This is a genomic window from Bradyrhizobium sp. CCBAU 53421, assembly GCF_015291625.1.
Taxonomy (GTDB): domain Bacteria; phylum Pseudomonadota; class Alphaproteobacteria; order Rhizobiales; family Xanthobacteraceae; genus Bradyrhizobium.
Map to the genome: position 1 here is coordinate 1972548 of NZ_CP030047.1, position 20481 is coordinate 1993028.

At 66.3% G+C, this 20481-nt stretch carries 18 protein-coding genes; all 18 read right to left on the reverse strand.

From position 1 onward, the window contains the following. Positions 1-5 precede the first annotated feature (5 nt). The 18 genes from XH92_RS09335 to XH92_RS09420 all read right to left on the reverse strand — a co-directional run bounded on the left by XH92_RS09335 (position 6) and on the right by XH92_RS09420 (position 20392). A complete protein-coding gene (locus XH92_RS09335; protein ID WP_194458951.1) occupies positions 6-1028 on the reverse strand; it encodes a xanthine dehydrogenase family protein molybdopterin-binding subunit in 1023 nt (340 codons plus the stop codon). 2 nt (positions 1029-1030) lie between these two features. After that, positions 1031-2617: a xanthine dehydrogenase family protein molybdopterin-binding subunit gene (locus tag XH92_RS09340; protein WP_194458952.1), complete on the reverse strand. Its 1587-nt coding sequence runs from the start codon at positions 2615-2617 to the stop codon at positions 1031-1033. A gap of 12 nt (positions 2618-2629) precedes the next feature. Beyond that, a complete protein-coding gene (locus XH92_RS09345; protein WP_194458953.1) occupies positions 2630-3109 on the reverse strand; it encodes a (2Fe-2S)-binding protein in 480 nt (159 codons plus the stop codon). 3 nt (positions 3110-3112) lie between these two features. Beyond that, entirely contained in the window at positions 3113-3931 is an 819-nt protein-coding gene (locus XH92_RS09350) for a xanthine dehydrogenase family protein subunit M (protein ID WP_194458954.1), read from the reverse strand. 15 nt (positions 3932-3946) lie between these two features. Continuing rightward, positions 3947-4390 (reverse strand): SRPBCC family protein, encoded by a 444-nt coding sequence (locus tag XH92_RS09355; protein WP_194458955.1) that lies wholly within the window; start codon positions 4388-4390, stop codon positions 3947-3949. 3 nt (positions 4391-4393) lie between these two features. Beyond that, positions 4394-4831, reverse strand: coding sequence for an SRPBCC family protein (locus tag XH92_RS09360; protein WP_194458956.1), 438 nt, complete (start codon positions 4829-4831; stop codon positions 4394-4396). A 9-nt stretch (positions 4832-4840) separates the two neighbouring features. After that, a complete protein-coding gene (locus tag XH92_RS09365; RefSeq protein WP_194458957.1) occupies positions 4841-7732 on the reverse strand; it encodes a flotillin family protein in 2892 nt (963 codons plus the stop codon). Between the two features lie 25 nt (positions 7733-7757). Next, entirely contained in the window at positions 7758-8591 is an 834-nt protein-coding gene (locus tag XH92_RS09370; RefSeq protein WP_194458958.1) for a phosphoenolpyruvate hydrolase family protein, read from the reverse strand. A gap of 3 nt (positions 8592-8594) precedes the next feature. Continuing rightward, positions 8595-10805 (reverse strand): ABC transporter permease, encoded by a 2211-nt coding sequence (locus XH92_RS09375; protein ID WP_194458959.1) that lies wholly within the window; start codon positions 10803-10805, stop codon positions 8595-8597. Beyond that, positions 10798-11580 carry an ABC transporter ATP-binding protein gene (locus XH92_RS09380; RefSeq protein ID WP_194458960.1) on the reverse strand — a complete coding sequence of 261 codons (783 nt, stop codon included), beginning with the start codon at positions 11578-11580 and terminating at the stop codon, positions 10798-10800. Before XH92_RS09380 ends, XH92_RS09375 begins: the two co-directional genes overlap by 8 nt. Next, positions 11573-12658 carry a branched-chain amino acid ABC transporter permease gene (locus XH92_RS09385; protein ID WP_194458961.1) on the reverse strand — a complete coding sequence of 362 codons (1086 nt, stop codon included), beginning with the start codon at positions 12656-12658 and terminating at the stop codon, positions 11573-11575. The genes XH92_RS09380 and XH92_RS09385 overlap by 8 nt, the downstream gene beginning before the upstream one ends. 1 nt (position 12659) lies before the next feature. Next, positions 12660-13670: a branched-chain amino acid ABC transporter permease gene (locus tag XH92_RS09390; protein ID WP_194458962.1), complete on the reverse strand. Its 1011-nt coding sequence runs from the start codon at positions 13668-13670 to the stop codon at positions 12660-12662. Positions 13671-13791: 121 nt separating this feature from the next. Then, complete coding sequence (locus tag XH92_RS09395) at positions 13792-14610, reverse strand: helix-turn-helix transcriptional regulator (RefSeq protein ID WP_194458963.1); 819 nt, start codon at positions 14608-14610, stop codon at positions 13792-13794. Between the two features lie 136 nt (positions 14611-14746). After that, positions 14747-15997 (reverse strand): ABC transporter substrate-binding protein, encoded by a 1251-nt coding sequence (locus XH92_RS09400; protein ID WP_194458964.1) that lies wholly within the window; start codon positions 15995-15997, stop codon positions 14747-14749. A 390-nt stretch (positions 15998-16387) separates the two neighbouring features. Further along, positions 16388-17107, reverse strand: a complete 720-nt coding sequence (locus tag XH92_RS09405) for an SDR family NAD(P)-dependent oxidoreductase (protein WP_194458965.1) — start codon at positions 17105-17107, stop codon at positions 16388-16390. Between the two features lie 20 nt (positions 17108-17127). Continuing rightward, positions 17128-18372 carry an acyl-CoA dehydrogenase family protein gene (locus tag XH92_RS09410; RefSeq protein ID WP_194458966.1) on the reverse strand — a complete coding sequence of 415 codons (1245 nt, stop codon included), beginning with the start codon at positions 18370-18372 and terminating at the stop codon, positions 17128-17130. 248 nt (positions 18373-18620) lie between these two features. Beyond that, a complete protein-coding gene (locus XH92_RS09415; protein ID WP_194458967.1) occupies positions 18621-19427 on the reverse strand; it encodes a class I SAM-dependent methyltransferase in 807 nt (268 codons plus the stop codon). Positions 19428-19456: 29 nt separating this feature from the next. Then, positions 19457-20392, reverse strand: a complete 936-nt coding sequence (locus XH92_RS09420; RefSeq protein ID WP_194458968.1) for a helix-turn-helix domain-containing protein — start codon at positions 20390-20392, stop codon at positions 19457-19459. Positions 20393-20481 lie beyond the last annotated feature (89 nt).

Genomic DNA, 20481 nt, shown 5'->3' on the forward strand with positions numbered 1-20481 from the left:
CGACCTCAGCGCCGCGGTTGCGGCCGTGCGCCGCCCTGCGCCTTGATCGCGCGCAGCACCTTCTCCGGCGTGATCGGCAAATCGTCGATCCGTACCCCGACCGCATTGAAGATCGCGTTCGCAACGGCAGGCAGCACCGGATTGGCGCACATCTCGCCTGGCCCCTTGGCGCCGAACGGGCCATCGGGTGCGGGGCGTTCCAGCACCGCGATGTCGTGCGGGCAGATATCGCCCGGTCCCGGCATCAGATACTCGACGAAATCGCGCGGGCCATGCACCGGCACCGGATAATACGGCTCCGGCGTCTCATAGAGCGCGTGGCTGACGCCCATCCAGGCGCCGCCGACCAGCTGCTGCTCGACCAGCCGCGGATTGAGCGCGCGGCCGAGTTCATAGGCGGAGTCCATCCTGACCATGTCGACCTCGCCGGTCTCGTCGTCGACCTCGACCTCGGCGACCAGGCAGGCATGCGCATAACATGTCGCCGGCGACATCTCGCCGGTCTCAGGGTCGACGTCGGACAGCGGCACCAGGAAGATGCCACGTCCGGAGATCGTCTTGCCCTGCTTGAACTGCGCCGCGATCGCGACGTCCTTGGTCGAGATCGAGCGGTGCGGCGCGCCCTTGACGTGGATGTTGCCGCGGCCGTCGGTCTCGAGATCAGCGGCGTTCGCCTCGAGCTCCTCGGCCGCCGCCTCCATCATCACGCCGCGGGCTTCCCGCGCCGCGGCCATCACCGCGTTGCCGACCCGATGCGTGCCGCGCGAGGCGAACGAGCCCATGCAATGCGGGCCGGTGTCGGAATCGGCGGTATCGACATAGACGTCGTCGACCGGCACGCCGAGCGTCTCGGCGCAGATCTGCCGGGTCACCGACTTCATGCCCTGGCCGAGATCGATCGAGGACAGTGCCACGGTGAACTTGCCGCTGGGGTTGGAATGCACCAGCGCCTGGCTCGGGTCGCCGCCGAGATTCATGCCGATGGGATAATTGACCGACGCGATGCCGCGTCCGCGATGCCTTGTCATGGTCAGCGCCTCCTGGTGCCGAAGACGGAAGAGAAGCGGGTGGCGCCGTGCGACGGCGCGCTCGGTCGCGGCGGCGAGGGCGGCGCCGCTGGCGGAGGTGGTGGTGGCGGCTCGCGGCTCGCCGCCGGCGCGCGGTCATATGTCGTGCGCTGCTGGGATGGTACAGCGGGCGGCGCATGCGTCTCGCGCGGCGTCAGTGTCACCGCGGCACGGATGCCGCCGCCATCCTTGCGTGACGACATCTGCTTGAACTCCTCGCGGAGCGGCCATTTGGCCTTCTCCGCGGCGACCTGCACGCATTCGATCAGCGCCGTGTTCTTGGCCTCCCGGCGGTGCGCCTTCATGTCGCCGTCGCGATACGCATTGAGGATGCGGAACTCCATCGGGTCCATGCCGACGAGATGGGCGAGCTTGTCCATCTGGCATTCGATCGCGAAGTCCATCGCCGTGACCCCGAAGCCACGCATCGCGGTGGCGGGCGTCCGGTTGGTGAAGACGCAGTAGACGTCGCCATGAACGTTGGGGATCGTGTAGGGGCCGGGCAGATGCGCGGCGCATTTTACCGCGGCATAGCTCGACAGCCGCGTATAGGCGCCGCTGTCGAAATAGGCGCGGACCTTGCGGGCGACCACGCGGCCGTCGCGCATCACGCCGTCCTTGATGTAGATGCGCTCGGCGCCGCGCGGCGGGCCGTATTGCATCTCCTCCTCGCGCCCGAACACGTAGCGCACCGGGCGTCCGGTTAGCATCGCGCCGAGAATGCAGAGCGGCTCGGTCAGCGTATCGACCTTGCCGCCGAACCCGCCGCCGACGGTGCCGCCGATGAAATGGAACGTGTTGGAGGGCACGTCGAGGATTTTTGCGCAGGTGTCGACCGAGAAGAACAGCGCCTGTGTCGAGGTATAGACGATGTAGCGGCCGTTGGTGTCGGGCGCTGCGATCGAGCCGTTGGTCTCGGTCGGGGCGTGCTCGATCGGCGACATCTGGTAGCGCTGTTCCAGCACATGGTCGGCCGTGGCGAGCGCGCGATCGGCATCGCCGAAGCGCAGCTGCTGGCGATCATAGGTCTCGTGATAGGTGAAGGTGTTCTTGGGGTAGACCTCGTTGACGACGGGCGCGCCGGGCTTCAGCGCTTCCTCGACGTCGAATACCGCCGGCAACGGCTCATAGTCGATCTTGACCTTGGCAATCGCCTCAAACGCCTCGCGCGGGCTGTCGGCGACGATCGCGACGATCGGTTCGCCCTTGTAGCGCACCTTGTCGACCGCCAGCGACGGTTCGTCGTCCTTGCCGAAATTGATCAGGCTGAGCAGCGTGTTCAAATTGCGCGGCACGTCGGAGGCGCGGATCACGCGCCGCACCCCCTGCGAGCGCTCGGCCTCCGAGGTATCGATGCGCCGCAGCCGCGCATGGGAATGGGCGCTGCGGACCACCTTCAGATGCAGCATGCCCTGCAGCTTGTGGTCGTCGAAATAGGGCGACGTGCCGGTGACATGGCCGAGCATGTCCTGGCGCTGCGTGCCCTTGCCGATTTCCTTCAAGTTGTCGTCGCGTTCGTCGGCGAAGAGGTCCTTGCGCAATTCCAGCATGGCACTGTTCCCTTACGCGCGCGCCCGGCCGCCGGATGCGGCAGCCAGCACGGCGTTGATGATCGGCTCATAGCCGGTGCAGCGGCAGATGTTGCCGGAGATTGCCTCGACGATTTCGGCGCGGCTCGGCTGCGGATTGCGGTCGAGCAGCGCCTTCGCGGCCATCAGCATGCCCGGCGTGCAATAGCCGCACTGCGCGGCGAAATTGTCGGCGAAGGCGCGCTGCAGCGGGTGCAGGTTGGGACCGTCCTTGATGCCGTCGAGCGTCTCGACCGAACGGCCGACGACCGTCTCGGCCAGCGTCAGGCAGGAGAGGTGCAGCTCGCCGTCGATCAGCACGCTGCAGGTGCCGCAGCCGCCCTGACCGCAGCCGAATTTCGGCGTCATGTCGCCGATCAGCTCACGCAGCGCGACCAGCAGATTGGTGCCGCCGTCGACGAAGATCGCGACGTCGCGGCCGTTGTGTCGGAATTGCAGAGGGGTCTTGGCCATGGTCTATTCCTGACCGGACAACAGGCGCTTGAGATGGACGCCGACAATCTCGCGGCGATACCAAGCGCTGGCGAGCGCATTGTCGCCGGGCGAGGTTCCTTCGACGGCCGCGGCCGCGGCCGCGCTGATCGCGGAGGCATCGAGCGCGCGGCCTTCCAACGCGCGCTCGGCGGCGCGGGCGCGGATCGGCGTCGGCGCCATCGAGCCGAGCGCGACGCGGGCGCCGACGATGCGGCTGCCGTTGACCGGAAGATGCGCCGCGAGCGTGATCACCGCCCCGCCCTTGGGCTTGATCCGGGCGATCTTGCGGTATCGGAAGGCGTCCGCGCTGGCGGGCTTGGCGAAGGAGATCGCCAGCACCAGCGTGCCGGCCTGCCGGTCGCGCGATTGCAGGAACTCATCGATCGGAATGTCGCGGCCGCCGAGGCCGCCCTGCACCGAGACGACGGCTTCGAGCGCAAGCATAGCGACCGCGAAATCGCCATAAGGCACGGGCGCGAACAGATTGCCGCCGACCGTGCCCATGTTGCGCACCGCGGGTCCGCCGATCGAGCGGGCCGGGGCATGCAGGAAGCCGAGGTCGCGTTCGGCCAGGATGCGCGCGAAGGTGACGCCGGCGCCGAGCGTGATCCGCGCGCCGGACGCGTCGATCCTTGTCATCGCCTGGTCGCTGGCGCGCACCACGGTCGAGATCGAGATGTCGCCCTCGTTCAGCGCCCGCATCACCAGCGTGCCGCCGCCGAGATAGCGGGCGCTGCGATCCGACGACAGCGCCGCCGCGGCGTCGTGGGTGCTGGTGAAGGTCTTCACCGTGACTGGCATGTTGTCCTACTCCGCTTACGCGGCCTCCTTCAGATGCCGGCGGATGGCGTCGAAGCCGGCCTGGTAGATGTCTTCCGAAACCATCTGCGTGATGCGGTCCCTGTCCTCGGTCCGGGTCGTGAAGCGCGATTCCCAGTGCCAGAAGGTGCGGTCGCCGTCGGTGACCGGCAGCAGGCGGACATGCGCCACGTAGTTGAACATCGGGATCGGCGTATCGAGCAGGCAGTAGCTGAACGACTGTTCGAGATCGGATAGCGCCAGCAATTGCTCGCGCAGCTCGGCGCCGTCCTTCAGCTTGAAGCGCCTGACGCAGCCGATCTTGTCGGACGGCTGCGCCCGCTCGATGCCGCTGGTCGCGACCGCCGGGTGCCAGCGGTCATGGCCGTTGAAATCGCGCAGCACGGCCCACACCGCATCGGTCGGTGCATCCAGGATCGTGCTCTTGACGATATGCGGCACGGTCTATCCTCCGAACGCCCGCTTCAGCGCGTCGAATCCACCCTGGAACACACCGCCGCCGATATTGTTGACCAGTTCCGTCTCACGCTCCGGCGCGCAGTCGAACTCGGCCGTCCACTCCATAAAGGTCTGGTCGCCGTCGGTGACCGGCGTCAGCCGCAGGGTCGCGACATAGTTCTCGACCCCCATCGGCGATTCCAGAATCGAGTAGGTGCAGAACATGTCGTAGTCGGACAGCCCGAGCAGCTTCTCGCGGATCCGATCGCCGTTGCGCAGCCGGAAATCCCTGACGCAGCCGATCTTGTCGGAGGGCTCGCCGCCCTCGATCCGACTCTCCGCGATCGCGGGATGCCAGTTCGGCAGCCCGTTGAAATCGCGGACGCGGGCCCAGACCCGGTCATTGCGGGCGTTGACGACAGTGGAGACGTAAACCCGTGCCATGTTGCGAGCTCAGTCCTTCTTGCGCGGCGTGCGTTCGGGGCGCGGCTCGCCGCCGCCCTCGGGCGCTGCCGGTTTGGCGTCACCGCCGCTCTTCCGTGCGGAATCCTTGATGCCCTGCATGTCGCGGGCCTCGCGGATCAGGCCGGGCATTTTGGCGAGGCTGCCGCCCTCGACGCCGATGTCCGACAGGATTGAGTCGATCAGCGGCGCCTGCACGCGGTAGCGCAGCGCCGAATCGATCACTTCGTCGGTGGCGCTGCGGCCGTTGCCGCCGCCATGGCCGTTGCCGTTGAGGCCGTCGACCTGGAGGATGCGGATGCCCTCGATCTTCTCCATCGGCTTGACACTCTCGCGCACGATGCCCTCGATCCGGTCGAGCAGCTTGCGGCGGAACAGCGAATAGCGCGCCTGGTCGGTCAGCACGTTCTCGGCCTCGTTGAGCAGGCGTTGGGCCTCGGCCTCGACCGCGGCACGGACGCGTTCCGCTTCCGCGGCGATCCTGGTTTCCTCGGCCTGCTTCTCGGCGAGTAGCACCTCGACGGTCTTGCGCCGCTTTGCGATCTCGCTTTCACGCGCGGTGACGACGCGCTCGGCGGCTTCGGTCGCGCGGATCCGGGCGTCCTCGGCCGCGGCGCGTGCAGCGGATTCTTCCAGCGATTTCTGATGCAGCGCGATGGCTTTCTCCATCAGCGCGGTCTCGACGTCCTTCTCGCGGTTAACCTCGAGCTTGCGCAACTCACGCTCGCGGCCGATGCGGGCCTCATCGAGGCCACGGTCGGAGGCAATCCGGGCGCGCTCGACCTCCTCGCGGGCGACGATCTCCGCCTCCTGCAGCGACTGGTTGCGGGCGACCTCGAGCTGTTCGATCGCACGGCGCCGCTCGATCCGCGCGGCTTCCAGCGCCTGTTCGCGCGAGACGTCGGTGGTGTCGACCTCCTTGCGCGCCACGATCTCGGCCTGCTTCACCTGCCGGTCGGCATCGATCCGCTCCGAGCGCTTGGCGGCGAGCGCGATCACGCGCTCCTCGTCGGCGAGCTCGATCGCCCGCTTCTGGTCGATGTTGAGCACTTCGCGGGTCCTGGAGGAAGCGATGCGCTCGCTTTCCAGCGCCAGCTCGACATCGATCCGCTGCCGCTCGATGGCGTCGCGGCGCTTCAGCTCGGCGGCCTCGATGGCCTCGGTGCGCGCGATCTCGAGCCCGCGGGTCTCGCGCTCGGCGCGGATGCGCTGCGCCGCGACCGATTTCTCCTGCGAGATCCGTGCCGCCTCGATCGCTTCGCGCGAGGCGATGTCGGCTTCCTCGATCGCACGGGTGCGTGCGATCTCGAGCGAGCGGACATGTTCCTCCTGCGCGATCCGCGACGCCTCGGTGGCGTCGCGGGCGGTGATCCCGGCGATTTCGATCGCCTGGTTGCGCTCGATCTCGAGCTTGCGTGTGGTGTGATCGGCAGCGATGCGTTCGGCGGCCAGCGTCTTCTCTCTGATGATCCGGGCGGCCTCGACCGTCTTCTGGGCCTCGATCTCGGCTTCCTGGATGATGCGGACCTGCTGGATCTCCAGTGCGCGGGTGCGCTCGTCGGAGGAGATGCGCTCGACATTGACAGTCATGGTCTGGGCAATGCGCGCCTTCTCGGTGGCCTCGCGGGCCGCGATCTCGGCTTCCTCGACCGCGCGGGTGCGCTCGATCTCGCGGCGGCGGGTCTCTTCCTCATTGGCGATGCGGGCGTCGGTGACGACGCGGTCCTGCTGGATGCGGGCCTTCTCGATCGCCTCGCGGGCTGCGATCTCGGCCTCCTCGACGGTGCGCATCCGCTCGATCTCGCGCTGGCGCACCTCACGCTCCGAAGCGATACGCGTGGTGTCGACCGAGCGCTGGTTGGCGATCCTGGCCTTCTCGATCTCCTCGCGCGCCAGCAGTTCCCGCTCTTCGACCGCGCGGGTACGTTCGATCTCCCGATGCCGCGTCTCGCGCTCGGAGGCAATCCGGGCTTCGGTGATCGCCTGCTCATTAGCGATGCGGGCCTTTTCGATGGCTTCGCGCGCGGTGATCTGGGCCTGCTCGGCCTCGGTCTCGCGCAAAGCGCGCTCGCGGGCGACTTCGGTGCGCTGCAGGGCGCGGCGCATCTCGATATCGCGTTCCTGCTCGAGGCGCGCGGTCTCGCTCTCGCGCTCGATCTCCAGCGCCTGCCGCTCTGCTTCGAGATTGCGGGAGCGGATCTTGATCATCGAGTCCTGCTCGATGTCGTTGCGCAGCTTGCGCTTGGCCTCGATGTCTTCCATCAGGCGGGTCAGGCCTTCGGCGTCGAAGCGGTTCGAGGGATTGAAGTATTCGAGGTCGGTCTGGTCGAGATCGGTGATCGCGACCGATTCGAGCTCGAGGCCGTTCTGCGCGAGCGCCTCGGCGGCATTGGCCTTGACGCGCGCGACATAATCGCCGCGCTGCTCATGCATCTGCTCCATCGTCATCTCCGAGGCGACCGAGCGGATCGCGGAGATGAACTTGCCGGACAGCAGGGTATGCAGCTGCTCCGACTCCATGGTGCGGCGGCCGAGCGTGGCCGCAGCGATCGAGACCGCCTCGCGGGTCGGCTGGACCCGGACGTAGAAATCGGCCTCGATGTCGACGCGCATGCGGTCGCGGGTGATCACGGCGTCTTGCCGGGAGCGAACGATCCCCATCGGCAGCACGTTCATGTTCACAGGCGTGTAGTCGTGGATGAACGGAAGCACGAAGGCGCCGCCGTTGATCACCACCCGTTCGCCGAGAAAGCCGGTGCGGACGAAGGAGACTTCCTTCGACGAGCGGTGATACAGCCAGTTCACGACGTAGACGATGATGACGATCGCGACGATTGCGACGATGAGCCAGAGGATCAATTCACCGACCAGCATCCCCGACATCTCTTCCTCCCTTGGTCACGGCGCGTTAGCGCGCGCCGATCGCCTTGAACTTGCGAACCTGATCCGTCAGTGCCCGCTCGACCGGCAGACGCTCCATCGAGGAAGCGCCGTAGAAGCCGTGGCAGTTGCGGGTCTGCTTCATGATGAAATCGGCATCTTCGGGGTCCGCGATCGGACCGCCATGCGCGAGCACGATGATGTTCGAATTGACGCTGAGCGCGGCCTCGGCCCAGGCCTCGATCCGGGCAGGGCAGTCGGCAAGCTTTGGCGCAGTCTGCGCGCCGATGGTGCCGCCCGTGGTCAGCCCCATATGGCAGACGATGATATCGGCGCCCGCGATCGCCATCGCGGTCGCCTCCTGCTCGCTGAACACATAGGGCGTGGTCAGCATGTTCTTGTCATGGGCCTTCGCGATCATGTCGATCTCGAGCGCGTAGGACATCCCGGTCTCTTCGAGATTGGCGCGGAAGGTGCCGTCGATCAGGCCGACGGTCGGGAAGTTCTGCACGCCGGCAAAGCCGAGCGCTTTCAACTGGTCGAGGAACACGTCCATGTCGCGGAACGGATCGGTGCCGTTGACGCCGGCGAGCACCGGCGTCTTGGCTACGACCGGCAGCACTTCGCCGGCCATCTCGACGACGATCGCATTGGCGTCGCCATAGGGCATCAGTCCGGCGAGCGAGCCGCGGCCGGCCATGCGGTAGCGGCCGGAATTGTAGATCACGATCAGGTCGACGCCGCCGGCCTCCTCGCATTTCGCCGACAGCCCGGTGCCGGCGCCGCCGCCGACGATCGGCTCGCCGCGTGCGATCATGGCGTGAAACTTCTTCAAGAGCGCCGCGCGTTCAAACCTGGGCATGGGTCACCTCGCCACTCTCCGCCGGCCACCGGCGCGTCCGAGCAATGGACGGAACGCGCTGACGATGGCGGCGGTGAACTCGGAATCGTTGATGTTGCGCTTGATGCGGATGATCTGCCGGTTGCCGGTCTGGCGCACGGTTTGCTCCAGTGCACGGAACAGCGCCGCGTCGGCATCGGGGTCCCAGAATGGCTGGCCGGGCGCATCGAGTGCGGAGACGCCGCCCTCGGCGAGGAAGAAACGCACCGGCCCATCCATCTGGTTGAGGCGCTCGCCGATCCAGCGGCCGATGCGCTCGTTCTCTTCCGGCGTGGTCCGCATCAGGGTGACCTGCGGATTGTGGACGTGGAATTTGCGTTGGCGGTAGCGTTCCGGAATCGTGTCGGGAGCGCCAAAGTTCACCATGTCCAGCGCGCCGACTGAGCCGACATAGGGCACGCGGCTGCGGATAACGGCGCCGAAGCGGTCATCGGTCGCCGGGAACACGCCGCCCATCAGGAGATCACAGACTTCAGTGGTGGTGAGGTCGATGATGCCGGCGAGCTGCCCGGACTCGACCAGCTTCTCCATCGAGCGGCCGCCGACGCCGGTGGCGTGGAACACGAGGCACTCGAAATCCTCGCGAAGGTCGGCCGCGATCTTCTGCACGGCCGGCGTGGTGACGCCGAACATGGTGATGCCGATGGCCGGAAGATGCGCGCCCGTATCGCGCGGCCTGTCGGTCTGTTCCGCGAGCCGCGCCTTGACCATGCCGACCAACGCATGCGCGCCGTTGCCGAGCACGGTGCGCGAGATCGAGTTGAGGCCCTGCACGTCGGTGACCGAATACATCATGGTGATGTCAGCCGGACCGACATAGGGCCCGACGTCGCCGGACGCGACCGAGGAGATGATCAGCTTGGGCACGCCGACCGGGAGCGCCCGCATGCCGGGCGCGACCAGCGATGCGCCGCCCGAACCGCCCGCGGAGATGATGCCGGCGACGTTACCCTGGCGGCGCAGCCATCGCTCGAACGCTTCCGCCATCGCGGTCACCGAGGCGCCGCGATCGGCGCCGAACACGCCGGAGCCGCCGCGGCCGTGGTTCAGCGCGATCTCCTGCGCGGTGACGTCGCAGCTCGCCGCCTTGCCGCTGGTCGAGACGTCGACCAGCCGGGTGCGCAAGCCGCTACCCGCAATGATATCGCGGATGAATCGCAGCTCCGCGCCCTTGGTGTCGAGCGTGCCGACCACCAGCACGACGGGAGGCCCCGATGTCCTCGAGGTCGCCGGTTCGCGCCGCGTGCGGGTCGTCTCCTCGAGACGCGTGACGGCGGCGGATTGCGTCCGCGCCGCGGCCTCGATGCGGGCGATCGGTACCGGTTGCGACCAGCGCGTCGGCAGCACGGGATTGGAGACGTAAATGCGAGCCGGGCCCTTGCGCTCCGGCTGCGGCGTGCCGGCGGCTTCGGCTTTCGCCGGCGCCGCCTCGACGTCGGTCTCGTCCGAGCCGTGGGTGCCGACACCCAGCAACCGTTGCTGCAACTCGCGGTCGGTCGCAAGGCGCGCGGAGTCGATGATGCGGTTGATGCGGCCGTTGACCATGATGGCGACGTTGCGCGACACCGCCGTTGCCACGCCGATATTCTGCTCGATGACCAGTACGGACATGTCGGCTTCGTCGCCGAGGCGCAGCAGCATGTCCTCGACTTGCGCGACAATCACGGGCGCAAGGCCCTCGGTCGGCTCGTCCATGATCAGCAGATGCGGATTGGTCAACAGGGCGCGCGAGATCGCGAGCATCTGCTGCTCGCCGCCGGAAAGTTGGTTACCGCCATTGTTCTTGCGCTCGGCGAGGCGCGGGAAGGTGTCGTAGATGCGCTCGATGGTCCAGGCGCCGCGGCGGAGGCCGCCGGCCAGCGCGAGATGTTCGTCGACGGTCAGTGAGCGCCACAGCCGCCGGCCTTGCGGCACGTAGCCGACGCCGAGCCGGGCAATCCGCGCCGGGTTCAGCCGCGTGACCTCCTCGCCGCGAATCCGGATCGAACCGCCGCTGGCGCGCACCAGGCCCATGATCGCCTTGCACAGCGTGGTCTTGCCCATGCCGTTGCGGCCCACCACCGAGAACACGCCGCTATCGAGCGTGAGATCGACGCCCTGCAGCGCATGCGAATGGCCGTAATAGACGTCGAGACCTTTCACCTCGAGTGCGGGCGCGGCCCGGCGGTCATTCATGGCCGCCTCCGAGATAGAGCTCCTGCACCTCGGGATCGGATTCGATCTCGCGCGGCAGGCCTTCCTTGAAGATGCGGCCGTTGTGCATCATCGTCACGCTCTCGACGACGCGCAGTGCGACGTCCATGTCGTGCTCGATGATGATGTAGCCGATATGGGCCGGCAGCGAGGTCAGGATCTCGATCAGCTCGCGCCGCTCGGTCGGCGACAGCCCGGCCGCCGGCTCGTCGAACAGGATGAAGCGCGGCGCGCCGGCCAGCGCCAGCGCGATCTCGAGCTGGCGCTGCTGGCCGTGCGCGAGCTCGGCGACGCGCTGGTCCTTCACGCCGGCAAGATGCACGGCCTGCACCAGCGTCTCGGTCGCGTGCATCAGCGCATCGTTCTGCCCCGGGCGCAGGAACGAGAACCGTCCGCGCGAGACGCCGCGGCAGGCGAGGTAGACGTTGTCCTGCACCGTGAGGCCGGGGAACAGTGCCGAGATCTGATAGGTGCGGCGCAAGCCCCGGCGGATGCGCTCATACGGCGGGAACTCGGTGATGTCCTCGCCGAAGAAGCGGATCGTGCCGGAGGAGGGCGGGAAGTCGCCGGTGATGCAATTGAACAGCGTGGTCTTGCCGGCGCCGTTCGAGCCGAGCACCGCGCGGCGCTCGCCCGGCCGCACGGTGATGGTGACGTCGGTCAGCGCCGCCAGTGCGCCGAACAGCCGCGTCACTCCGCGCAGCTCCAGCGCCGCGCCGGCGCCGACCACCGACAGGCGCTGCGCGACGCTATCCATGGCGGCCTCCGCCCGAACGTTGCGTCGAGGATGCGCTGCGGCGCCGCCAGCGTTCCCAGAGGCCGATCACGCCGTCGGACGACCAGAATACGATGGCGAGGAAGCCGAGCCCGATCAGCAGCCGGAAGCGGTTGCCGTCGAGCCCGAGCTTGATCAACACGTCGAGCGCGAAGGTACGCAGCAGCACGAAGATCAGCGCGCCGATGAACGGGCCGATCGGCCGCGTGATGCCGCCGACCACGGCGATGATCAGGACGTCGATGCAGGCCCCGACGCTGACCGAGCCCGGCGAGATCTGCCGGTAGTTCCAGACCTGCAGTACGCCGCCGAGCGCGGCTATGAAGGCGGCGAAGGCGTAGGCCGCGATGCGGTGGGCGTTGGGATTGAAGCCGAGCGCCGCCATGCGGCGGGGGTTGTCGCGGACGCCCTGCAGCGCGAGGCCGAACGGCGCGCGCGAGACATACTGGACGGCGAAGTAGCAGATCGCGGCGACGCCGAGCGTCACATAGTAGAAGGCGATATCGGAGCGCCAGTCGACGCCCCAGAAATGCGGCGTCGCCACGGTGTTGATGCCGGTATGGCCATTGAAGATCGCCCAGTTCTGGTTGGTGAAGTAGTAGAACGCCGCGCCGATCGCGAGCGTGATCATGATGGTGTAGATGCCCTCGGTGCGTACCGCGAGCGCGCCGCCGAGCGTGCCGAACAGCGTCGCCAACGCCAGCGCCATTGGGGTTGCGAGCCACCACGGCCAGCCGAGGCTGATATTGGCATTGCCGCTCATGCCGAACACCGCGACCATGTAGCCGGCGAAGCCCGCGATCGTCAGCTGCATCAGGCTGACCATGCCGCCATAGCCGGCGAGGAACATCAGGCTCAGCGCGATGATGCCGAGGATCAGCGTGGTGGCGAAGATCTCGATCAGGAAGAAGCCGTTGGCGATCAGCGGCATGATCACGAGGATCAGCGCGACCAGCCAAGCCGCCGGATTCTGGAATTCGGGCCAGGCACGGATCAGGGCGCGACGGGTCGGGCTGACGGATGGATCGGGGCGGAACTGGGTGCTCTGCAGCAACGACATCTCATCGCCTCGCGAGCAGGCCCTGCGGCCGCAGCGCCAGCACCAGCACCATGATCAGGAAGGTGACGACGATGGCGTAGGTCGGGATGTAGACCGAGCCGAGCTGCTCGGCGAGCCCGATGATGACGGCACCGAGCGCAGCGCCCGGGATCGAGCCCATGCCGCCGACGATCACGACCACGAGCGAGGCCAGCAGGAAGCGGGTGTCTTCGCCCGGCGACAGCGACTGGAAGGTGCCGCCGACGACGCCGGCGATGCCGGCAAGGCCTGCGCCGAGCGCGAACACCAGCACGAACACGAGTTGGATCCGCACCCCGGTCGCGGCGAGGATGTCGCGGTCGTCGACCCCCGCGCGCACGATCATGCCGATCCGCGTGCGGTTGAGCGCGAGCCACATCGCGATGCCGATCACGACGGAGGCCGCGAAGATCACGAGCCGCACCAGCGGATATTGCAGATAGACCGGCTCGCCCGATGATTTGATCGCGGTGAGCAGCGGCAGCTGTACCGGGCCGATCAGCCAGCTCGGGGTCTGGACCTGGTAGAAGTCGCCGCCGAACACCCAGAGCATCAGATCGGCGAACACGATCGAGAGCCCGATCGTCACCATCGTTTGCCTGAGGTCCTGACCCTCCATGCGACGGAACACGGCGAGTTGCAGGATCACGCCGACCATCGCCACCGCGATGAAGGCGACGATGAAGGAGAGGATCCACGACCCGGTCCAGGCGCTGATGGCGTAGCCGATATAGCCGCCGAACAGATAGAGCGAGCCGTGCGCGAGGTTGACGTTGCGCATCAGGCCGAAGATCAGCGTGAAGCCGCTGGCCACCAGGAAATACAGCCCGCCGAGCGTGATGCCGTTCAGCACGGCGTTGAGGAACACGCGCTTGCGGCCGATCGCGGCCTCCAGCCCCGGCGGCCAGATCGCGAACACCAGCCACGCGAGCACCGCGACCGCGATGATCACGATCAGCGCCCAGGCCGGATGGCGTTCGATGAACCTGGCCATCTCCGTCGCGTTCCCTCAGTAGTCGCGACCGTCTGCTGGGCCGCGTGTGCAATATCCTACCGAGGGCGAAGGCGTCGGATTTGATCGAGAGTATCTTTTATCGTTTCAGGTGGAACCTTCGTTACGGCCGCAACACCTTGGCGGCACGGCGATAGTCGGTCGGGGCCATGCCGACATTTGCGGCGAAGAAGCGGGTGAAACCGCTCTGCGAGGAGAAGCCGAGATCGAAGCCGATATCGGCGATCGGCGCTTCGGTCGCCACCAGCGCATCCAGCGCCTGCTCCATGATCAGCGTATTCATGTAGAGGTGAGGGGTGACGCCGGTCTGGGTACGGAACAGCCGGTAGAAATGCGGCCGCGACAGGCCCGCTTCGCGCGCGATCGCGTCGAGCTCGATCTCGGCGCCGGGGCTTTCCGACATCAGCTTGATGGATTTGCGGACCCGGAAATCGGTCACCGCGGCGGCGGCGCGCGCATCCTGCGCCGCCTGCCAGCTCTCCTCGTAGCAGGAGTCGATCAATTGCCTGAGCTCGCAGTCGAGGCTGCGCAGCGACGGCGCGCCGCACACCAGTGCTGCGGTGCGGCGGATCAGCCGGTCGAGCGCCTCGGTGCGCGGAAAGAAGGTGCGGCCGAACCGCAGGCCCTGTGCGCTTGCGGGCTGCGGCGCAAACCATTCGGCATTGACGTAGAGCACGAAGAAGATCGCACCGTGGTCCATGTCGGTCGGCAGGAAATTGTGCGGTTCCCACGGATTGACCGCAACGACGGTGTCGTCCTTGAGCAGCAGCCGCTGCTCCGAGACGTCGATCTGCGCCGGCGTGCCGCCGACATGAAAGATCAGGTGCCCTTCGCGGTGCGCATGCACGTTGAAGGGGCGGTTCAACTGATAGACCGTCGCGCGACCGAACCGGCCGTGGAAGACGGCAAGCGCCCTGCTCATGCCTCCCCTCCCGCGGGATGTTCTTGTCTTTTCGACAAGCGTTCATCATCCGCCCGCGGAAAGCAAGGGCGAGCAGGGCTCCTGATGCAACCGCGCGCCATGTCGCGGCCGTTCTGCCTGCACTGCAACAAATACGTCAGTACTTCTTGCACTCCGGAACCGTGCGGCTCGGCAGGCCGATCTTGGCGAACACCGCCGGATCGTAGCCCAACGTCTGGTTGACGTTCGGGATCACCTTCACGACCTTGCTGAACAGCGCGCCCTTGCCGTCATCGACCACCTCGGTGACGAAGTTGGTGCCGATGGCCTGGCGATTGGCGTCGAGCTTGATCTTGCCGTTCGGGGCGTCGATCTCGATCTTGGCAAGCGCGTCCTTCAGCTTGGCCTGATTGTTGGAGAGATCGCCATTGACCTGCCGCAGCGCCAGGATCAGCGCCATGGTCGAGCCGTAATAATTGGTGGCGAGCAGCGACGGGCTCGGGAAGCGTTTGCTCTCCGGGAACGAGTCCTGATAGGCCTTCACGAATTTCTGCCAGCCCGGATCCTCCCAGGTATCGGCCTGGCCGCTCGCCGCGATGGTGCCGATCAGCGCGTTCTTGGCGCTGCCCTTCGACGACAGGATGGTCTGGTCGATCATGATCGAGCCGCCCATCAGATGCGCCTTGCCGCCGGCCTGCTGATACTGGTTGAGGAAGTTGACGGCGTCGGCGCCGCCGAGGCCGAGATAGATCGCGTCGACATCGTCGGGCAGCGCGGCGATCACCGAGGCGAAGTCCTTGGTGCCGAGCGGCACCCATTGCCGGTTGGTGACCTGGCCGCCGGCGCCGCAGAATTCCAGCACCAGGCCGAACACCTGGGTATAGATGAAGGAGTAGTCCTCGCCGACGGTCGCGATCTTGCGATAGCCCTTGGTCTCATAGGCGTATTTGCCGAGGCCGACCTGCCACTGCGCGCCGTCCATGTTGTAGCGGAAGAAGTTCGGCGCCGGATCGACATAGGTCGTCTCCTGCGCGCCGGAGGCGGCGTTGACGAAGGTCAGCTCCGGATGGGTTTTTGCAAAGTTCTTCACCGCGATGCCTTCGTCGCCGGACAGCGGCGACAGCAGGATCTGCACCTTGTCTTGCTCGATCAGCTTACGCACCGCGCGCACCGCGGAATCGGGCGTCGCGTCGGTCGAGGCGACGATGAATTCGAGCTCCTTGTCGCCGATCTTCTTGCCGAGCACGTTGAGCGCGGTCTGGTGGCCGCGCATGCCGTCCTCGCCGAGCACCGTATAGGTGCCCTCGAGCGTTGCGGTGACACCGACCTTGATCTTCTCCTGGGCGAACGCCGTGCCCGAAAGCAACAGGCTGCTCAACGCAATCAGTCCCAAACGGCCTTTCAACATCGCTCTCCTCCCTCTGTGTTGTCGCCGGCGTCCACATGGCCCGACGAAGGCGGATGGGCGTCCGGTTGTTGCCGGCAAAGCTAGCCGAAGGCAGGCGCGGCGCAGATGTCGTCGCCGCTTGGGTGCTTAACGGGCAGTCTCATTTTGATTGTTGCGCCGCAACGAGCTTCGCGGTGCAATGTCGCGGGGTTCGGCAAATGCCGACGTCGTCTCTTTTCGCAGGGACCACGATGAGGATGGGGTGCGTTTCAAGATTTCAGGCAACGCGGTGTCATCACCCGCGAAAGCGGGTGATCCAGTATTCCAGAGACAGCTGTGCTTGAGCCGAGGAGCCGCGGCGTACTGGATCGCCCGGTCGAGCCGGGCGATGACAGTTTTGATGGGGCCTTGCTACGGCATATGGTGGCCGGCGGCCTGTCCGCCGTCGACGTGGAGCACTTCTCCGGTTACGAAGCTGGCGCCATCGAGATAAAGCACGGCGTCGACGATGTCGGGGATCTCACCCATCCTGCCGATCGGGTGAAGCGCCGCCAGCGCCGGATGCGCCTCCGCCGGGTGCATCGGGGTCTTGATGATTCCGGGCGACACCGCGTTGACGCGGATTCCGCTTCTTGCATATTCGATGGCGAGCGCGCGGGTTGCGGCGTTCAAGGCGCCCTTGGTCAATGAGGCGAGGGCGGCGGGAACGCTGCTCATCGGCTGGTCGACGAGACTTGTCGTGATGGTGACGACGTGACCGTGGCCCTGCTTGCTCATCAGCTCCAGCGCGCGTTGGGTCATGTTGAAAAAGCCGGTCACGTTGGTCGAGATGTAGCTGGCGTAGTCATTCTGGGTGTAGGCCGTGAAGGGCTTCGCCATGAAGATGCCGGCGTTGTTGACCAGCGTGTCGACGCGGCCGAAGCGTTCCAGCGCCGCCTTGAACACATCCTCCGCCGTACCGGCTGCGCCGACATCGCCCGCCACCGTGACGATATCCGCATCAGTGGCCGGCTTGATCGAGCGCGACGTCGCAACGACGCTGCAGTTGCGATCCCTGAAGGCCTGAACGATGCCGGCGCCGATCCCCTGCGATGCGCCGGTCACCACTGCGACTTTCCGCTCCGTGCTCATGATTGCGCTCCTTGAGAATGCTACGCCGCACCGCTCGCGGCGAGCGGGCTGTAATCGCGGCTCTTGAACGTCGTGTGCAGTTGCCGCCGCCGGATGCCGAGATTGCCGCCGTCGAAGATCGGCAGCGCGAGCGCGTCCTGGAGCAGGCCGCCGAACGGGGCCTCATGATCGTAGCTATCGATGCCGACCACCCGCATCAGGTCGGTGATGACGCGCACGGCAGCTTCCGAGCCGAAGATCTTGGCCTGCACCGAAAGCTCCTCGGCCGCCGGCGACTGGGTGTCGAGTGCATGGCAGGCGCGCCAGCTGAGATAGCGTGCCGCCTCGATCGTGGTCTTGGCGTCGGCGAGCGCGTAGCCGACCGCCTGATGCTCGATGATGGGGTGGACGCCGCCGCGTTTTTCGCTGCGGGCAAAATCCAGCGCGAACGCGAAGGCTGCCCGCATCAGCGCGACGCCGAAGATTCCGACCAGCGCCGCGGTGCCGGTGAACGCCGCCGCGGTCAGCGCCAGACCAGCACCTTGCTGTCCGAGCAGATTGTGCTGCGGCGCCGCGACGTTCTGAAAGCCGAACTGCGGCACGAGATGCGCGCGATGACCGATGCTGTCGATGGCGCGTTCGAACACCAGACCGTTCACCGGTCCCTGCACGGCGATGATCGAGATGGCCGCATCGGGCGCTGCCGCCGGATCGGTGCGGCACACGATGGTCAGGAGATCGGCGCCCTCGCGATTCCAGCCGGTGGCCGAGGACACCCATTTCTTGCGGCCGTTGATCAGCCAATTGTCGCCCTCGCGCCGGGCTGTGGTGCGGACGCCCTGGCCGGGCGGTGGTGAGGCGGCGTTGGCGCTGCCGCCCGGTTCGCTGGAGCAGAACGCGGCGAGCGGCGCGCCGCTCGTCTTCAGGAACGGCGCGAGCAGGCGCTGGCACTGCTCCAGCGTGCCGCCGAGCAGCAGCGGCAGCAAGCCGAGCACGCTGCCGAGCATGGTGAGCGTCACGCTGGGGTTCACGCTGTAGAATTCCTCGGCCAGGATCGCCATGTCGATCATGCCGGCATTATCGCCGCCCGCCGGCGCCGGAATGCACTTGCGCAAATAGCCGGCCGCAACCATCGCCTCGTAGGTCGGTTTGGTGGCGAGAAAGCGCTGCTCCGGCGTTGCCAGCAGTTCGGCCGTCCTGGCCTCGGCCAGCACCTCCCTGGCGAATTTGCGGGACGTGAGTTGCAGTTCGCGCTGCTGCGCCGTGAGCGTGAAATCGATCGCCATGCCAATGCCCTCCGTGTCGGCCGTCTGGGCAATGGCTATCCCGCTGCGGTCGGGAAATCTTGGACGGCAGCGCCAGATTTCTTGGCGCCGAGTGAACCGCAGCGCCGAACAAGTGGAGTGCAGCTCTAACTGAGACACCAGGCGCGAGGCCCTAATTCATCGCAGCATGTGAAGTTAGCCGACAAGCGAAGGAGACAGGGCATTCCGGCGTTGAAGCAGATGCATTTCGCGAATTCAGATTTTCACTATCAGGCTGGGACCACGCCACGAACTACACGGAACATCATCGGAAATGACCGAGGTCCATCGGGCAAGCCAGCTAGATACCCGGATCGAACATGTCGCTCGATCGAACCTCGGACTTCGGTCGACAGCGTCATTAAAGCGCCCGAGATGATCCCTTGGCCGCTGGTGAAGGTCGCCCAATAATCTGCAAATGATGGGTACTCGCAATCCACGACGACAGGATTCTCGGTCACATCGGTAAGGCCAATCTTCCGCCACAGCAAGGATTGGCCGCCAGGCCAGAAGTGCTGGCGCCCGGCCCGCCTGGATCTCAGACTATCGAAGCCGGCGTCGAGCACGGCAGCGGTGTGAATGACGAGGTCAAATGCGGGCATACCGCCAAAAAACTGATGAATACCGGATGCGACCACTCCGCCAGGACGGGTCACGCGCTTCATCTCGGCAACTACTTGCTCGACCTCCGGGATAACGTCCAGGGCCAGCGTTGAAACGGACGCGTCGAACTCACCATCACCGAACCGCATGCGCCGCATATCGCCGAGTTCATATGAGATGTTCGGGTGGGACCGGCCGCGGCGGGCGCCTTCCAGATAGCCCTCCGATGCATCAATTCCGATCACATGCGCGCCCGTCTCGGCGAACGCCTTCGTCAATACACCAGTTCCGCAGCCCACATCGAGCACGCGGCTACCCGGAGTTACATTGGCCAGAGTAGGAAATCGGTTTGCCAGATGCGCACTCCAGCGCCCCATAAAGGCCTCGTAGGCGTCGGGATCAGACCAGTTGTATTGTGCCCCTGTATTTTGCATGGCATCCAGACTCCCCACAGGTGGATGGTTCAGTGTGCGGCGGTGCGACGGAATTCGCGCGGGGCGAGGCCATTGTGGCGCTTGAACAGGCGGTTGAAATGCGAGATGTCGCGGAAGCCTGCGGCAAAGGCGATCTCGGCAATGGTCTTGCGAGCTGAGGTGTGATCGAGCAGGGCGCGTGTGCAGGCGGCGATCCGCTGCTCGTTGACGTGTTCGCCCACGGAACGGCCGGTGCTCGCAAACAGGCGGTGCACGTAGCGCTCGGAGCAGCGGAATTTTTTCGCCAACGCCGGGGCGCCGAGCTCGGGGTCGTCGCTGTGGCGGGCGATATGGTCAAGCATGACAGACAGCAGCACGGGCGTGTGAACTTGCTCCGCCGAGATGTCGGCAAGGATATCGGGCGCATGCGCGATCAGCTCGGCGATGTGTGCTCCGATCATCGCCGAGGTCTTTCCGAGTTGGCGGCCACCCAGGCAGATCTCGGCGTAGCTCGCCAGCGTCCGCGACAGCGCGCGGCCGGTTTCGGTCGCAGACAGGCCAAGTCGCGGGCGATCAAACAGCGTGTCCGGCAACAGACGCCGCGGCACGGCAAAGCAAATCAGCCTGAAGGCGTGGCGGTGAGCGATCTCGAACGGCTGCGTCGTATCGGCAACTGCGAGATCGCCGGGCGCACTGATCTGCTCATGGCCGCGCTGCGAGGTGCGTCCCAGCCCTTCGAGCTGGAGGTTGACGAAGCAGAGGTCGTCGGTGCTTGCAGCGATGTGCGAGGCGAGCCGGTGCACGATGTGCCCGCTCGCCGTGACCCGCGATATCTGCAGCGGCGCGGCGTCGACCTTGCAGATCGCACCCGCAAACGATTCCTCGGCAATCCTGCGTGGCTCGAGGCGCACGAAGGCGGCTGCGAGGTCGTCTGCCCAACTGCCGAAGGGCTGATCCGGACGGGCCGGCCTGGTCGACCATTCCATGTGCGCCTCGAATAGACCGTCACTGCGAAGGGCCCAGCGGCGCGAAAGATATCGCCGGCCCAACCGGCGGTCAAATTCCGCCGGCTGAC

Excerpts from the sequence above, each read along its gene's own strand:
- XH92_RS09335 (WP_194458951.1), bottom strand. The coding sequence starts at position 1,028 with ATGACAAGGCATCGCGGACGCGGCATCGCGTCGGTCAATTATCCCATC.
- XH92_RS09340 (WP_194458952.1), bottom strand. The coding sequence starts at position 2,617 with ATGCTGGAATTGCGCAAGGACCTCTTCGCCGACGAACGCGACGACAAC.
- XH92_RS09345 (WP_194458953.1), bottom strand. The coding sequence starts at position 3,109 with ATGGCCAAGACCCCTCTGCAATTCCGACACAACGGCCGCGACGTCGCG.
- XH92_RS09350 (WP_194458954.1), bottom strand. The coding sequence starts at position 3,931 with ATGCCAGTCACGGTGAAGACCTTCACCAGCACCCACGACGCCGCGGCG.
- XH92_RS09360 (WP_194458956.1), bottom strand. The coding sequence starts at position 4,831 with ATGGCACGGGTTTACGTCTCCACTGTCGTCAACGCCCGCAATGACCGG.
- XH92_RS09365 (WP_194458957.1), bottom strand. The coding sequence starts at position 7,732 with ATGTCGGGGATGCTGGTCGGTGAATTGATCCTCTGGCTCATCGTCGCA.
- XH92_RS09370 (WP_194458958.1), bottom strand. The coding sequence starts at position 8,591 with ATGCCCAGGTTTGAACGCGCGGCGCTCTTGAAGAAGTTTCACGCCATG.
- XH92_RS09375 (WP_194458959.1), bottom strand. The coding sequence starts at position 10,805 with ATGAATGACCGCCGGGCCGCGCCCGCACTCGAGGTGAAAGGTCTCGAC.
- XH92_RS09380 (WP_194458960.1), bottom strand. The coding sequence starts at position 11,580 with ATGGATAGCGTCGCGCAGCGCCTGTCGGTGGTCGGCGCCGGCGCGGCG.
- XH92_RS09385 (WP_194458961.1), bottom strand. The coding sequence starts at position 12,658 with ATGTCGTTGCTGCAGAGCACCCAGTTCCGCCCCGATCCATCCGTCAGC.
- XH92_RS09390 (WP_194458962.1), bottom strand. The coding sequence starts at position 13,670 with ATGGCCAGGTTCATCGAACGCCATCCGGCCTGGGCGCTGATCGTGATC.
- XH92_RS09395 (WP_194458963.1), bottom strand. The coding sequence starts at position 14,610 with ATGAGCAGGGCGCTTGCCGTCTTCCACGGCCGGTTCGGTCGCGCGACG.
- XH92_RS09400 (WP_194458964.1), bottom strand. The coding sequence starts at position 15,997 with ATGTTGAAAGGCCGTTTGGGACTGATTGCGTTGAGCAGCCTGTTGCTT.
- XH92_RS09405 (WP_194458965.1), bottom strand. The coding sequence starts at position 17,107 with ATGAGCACGGAGCGGAAAGTCGCAGTGGTGACCGGCGCATCGCAGGGG.
- XH92_RS09410 (WP_194458966.1), bottom strand. The coding sequence starts at position 18,372 with ATGGCGATCGATTTCACGCTCACGGCGCAGCAGCGCGAACTGCAACTC.
- XH92_RS09415 (WP_194458967.1), bottom strand. The coding sequence starts at position 19,427 with ATGCAAAATACAGGGGCACAATACAACTGGTCTGATCCCGACGCCTAC.
- XH92_RS09420 (WP_194458968.1), bottom strand. The coding sequence starts at position 20,392 with ATGGAATGGTCGACCAGGCCGGCCCGTCCGGATCAGCCCTTCGGCAGT.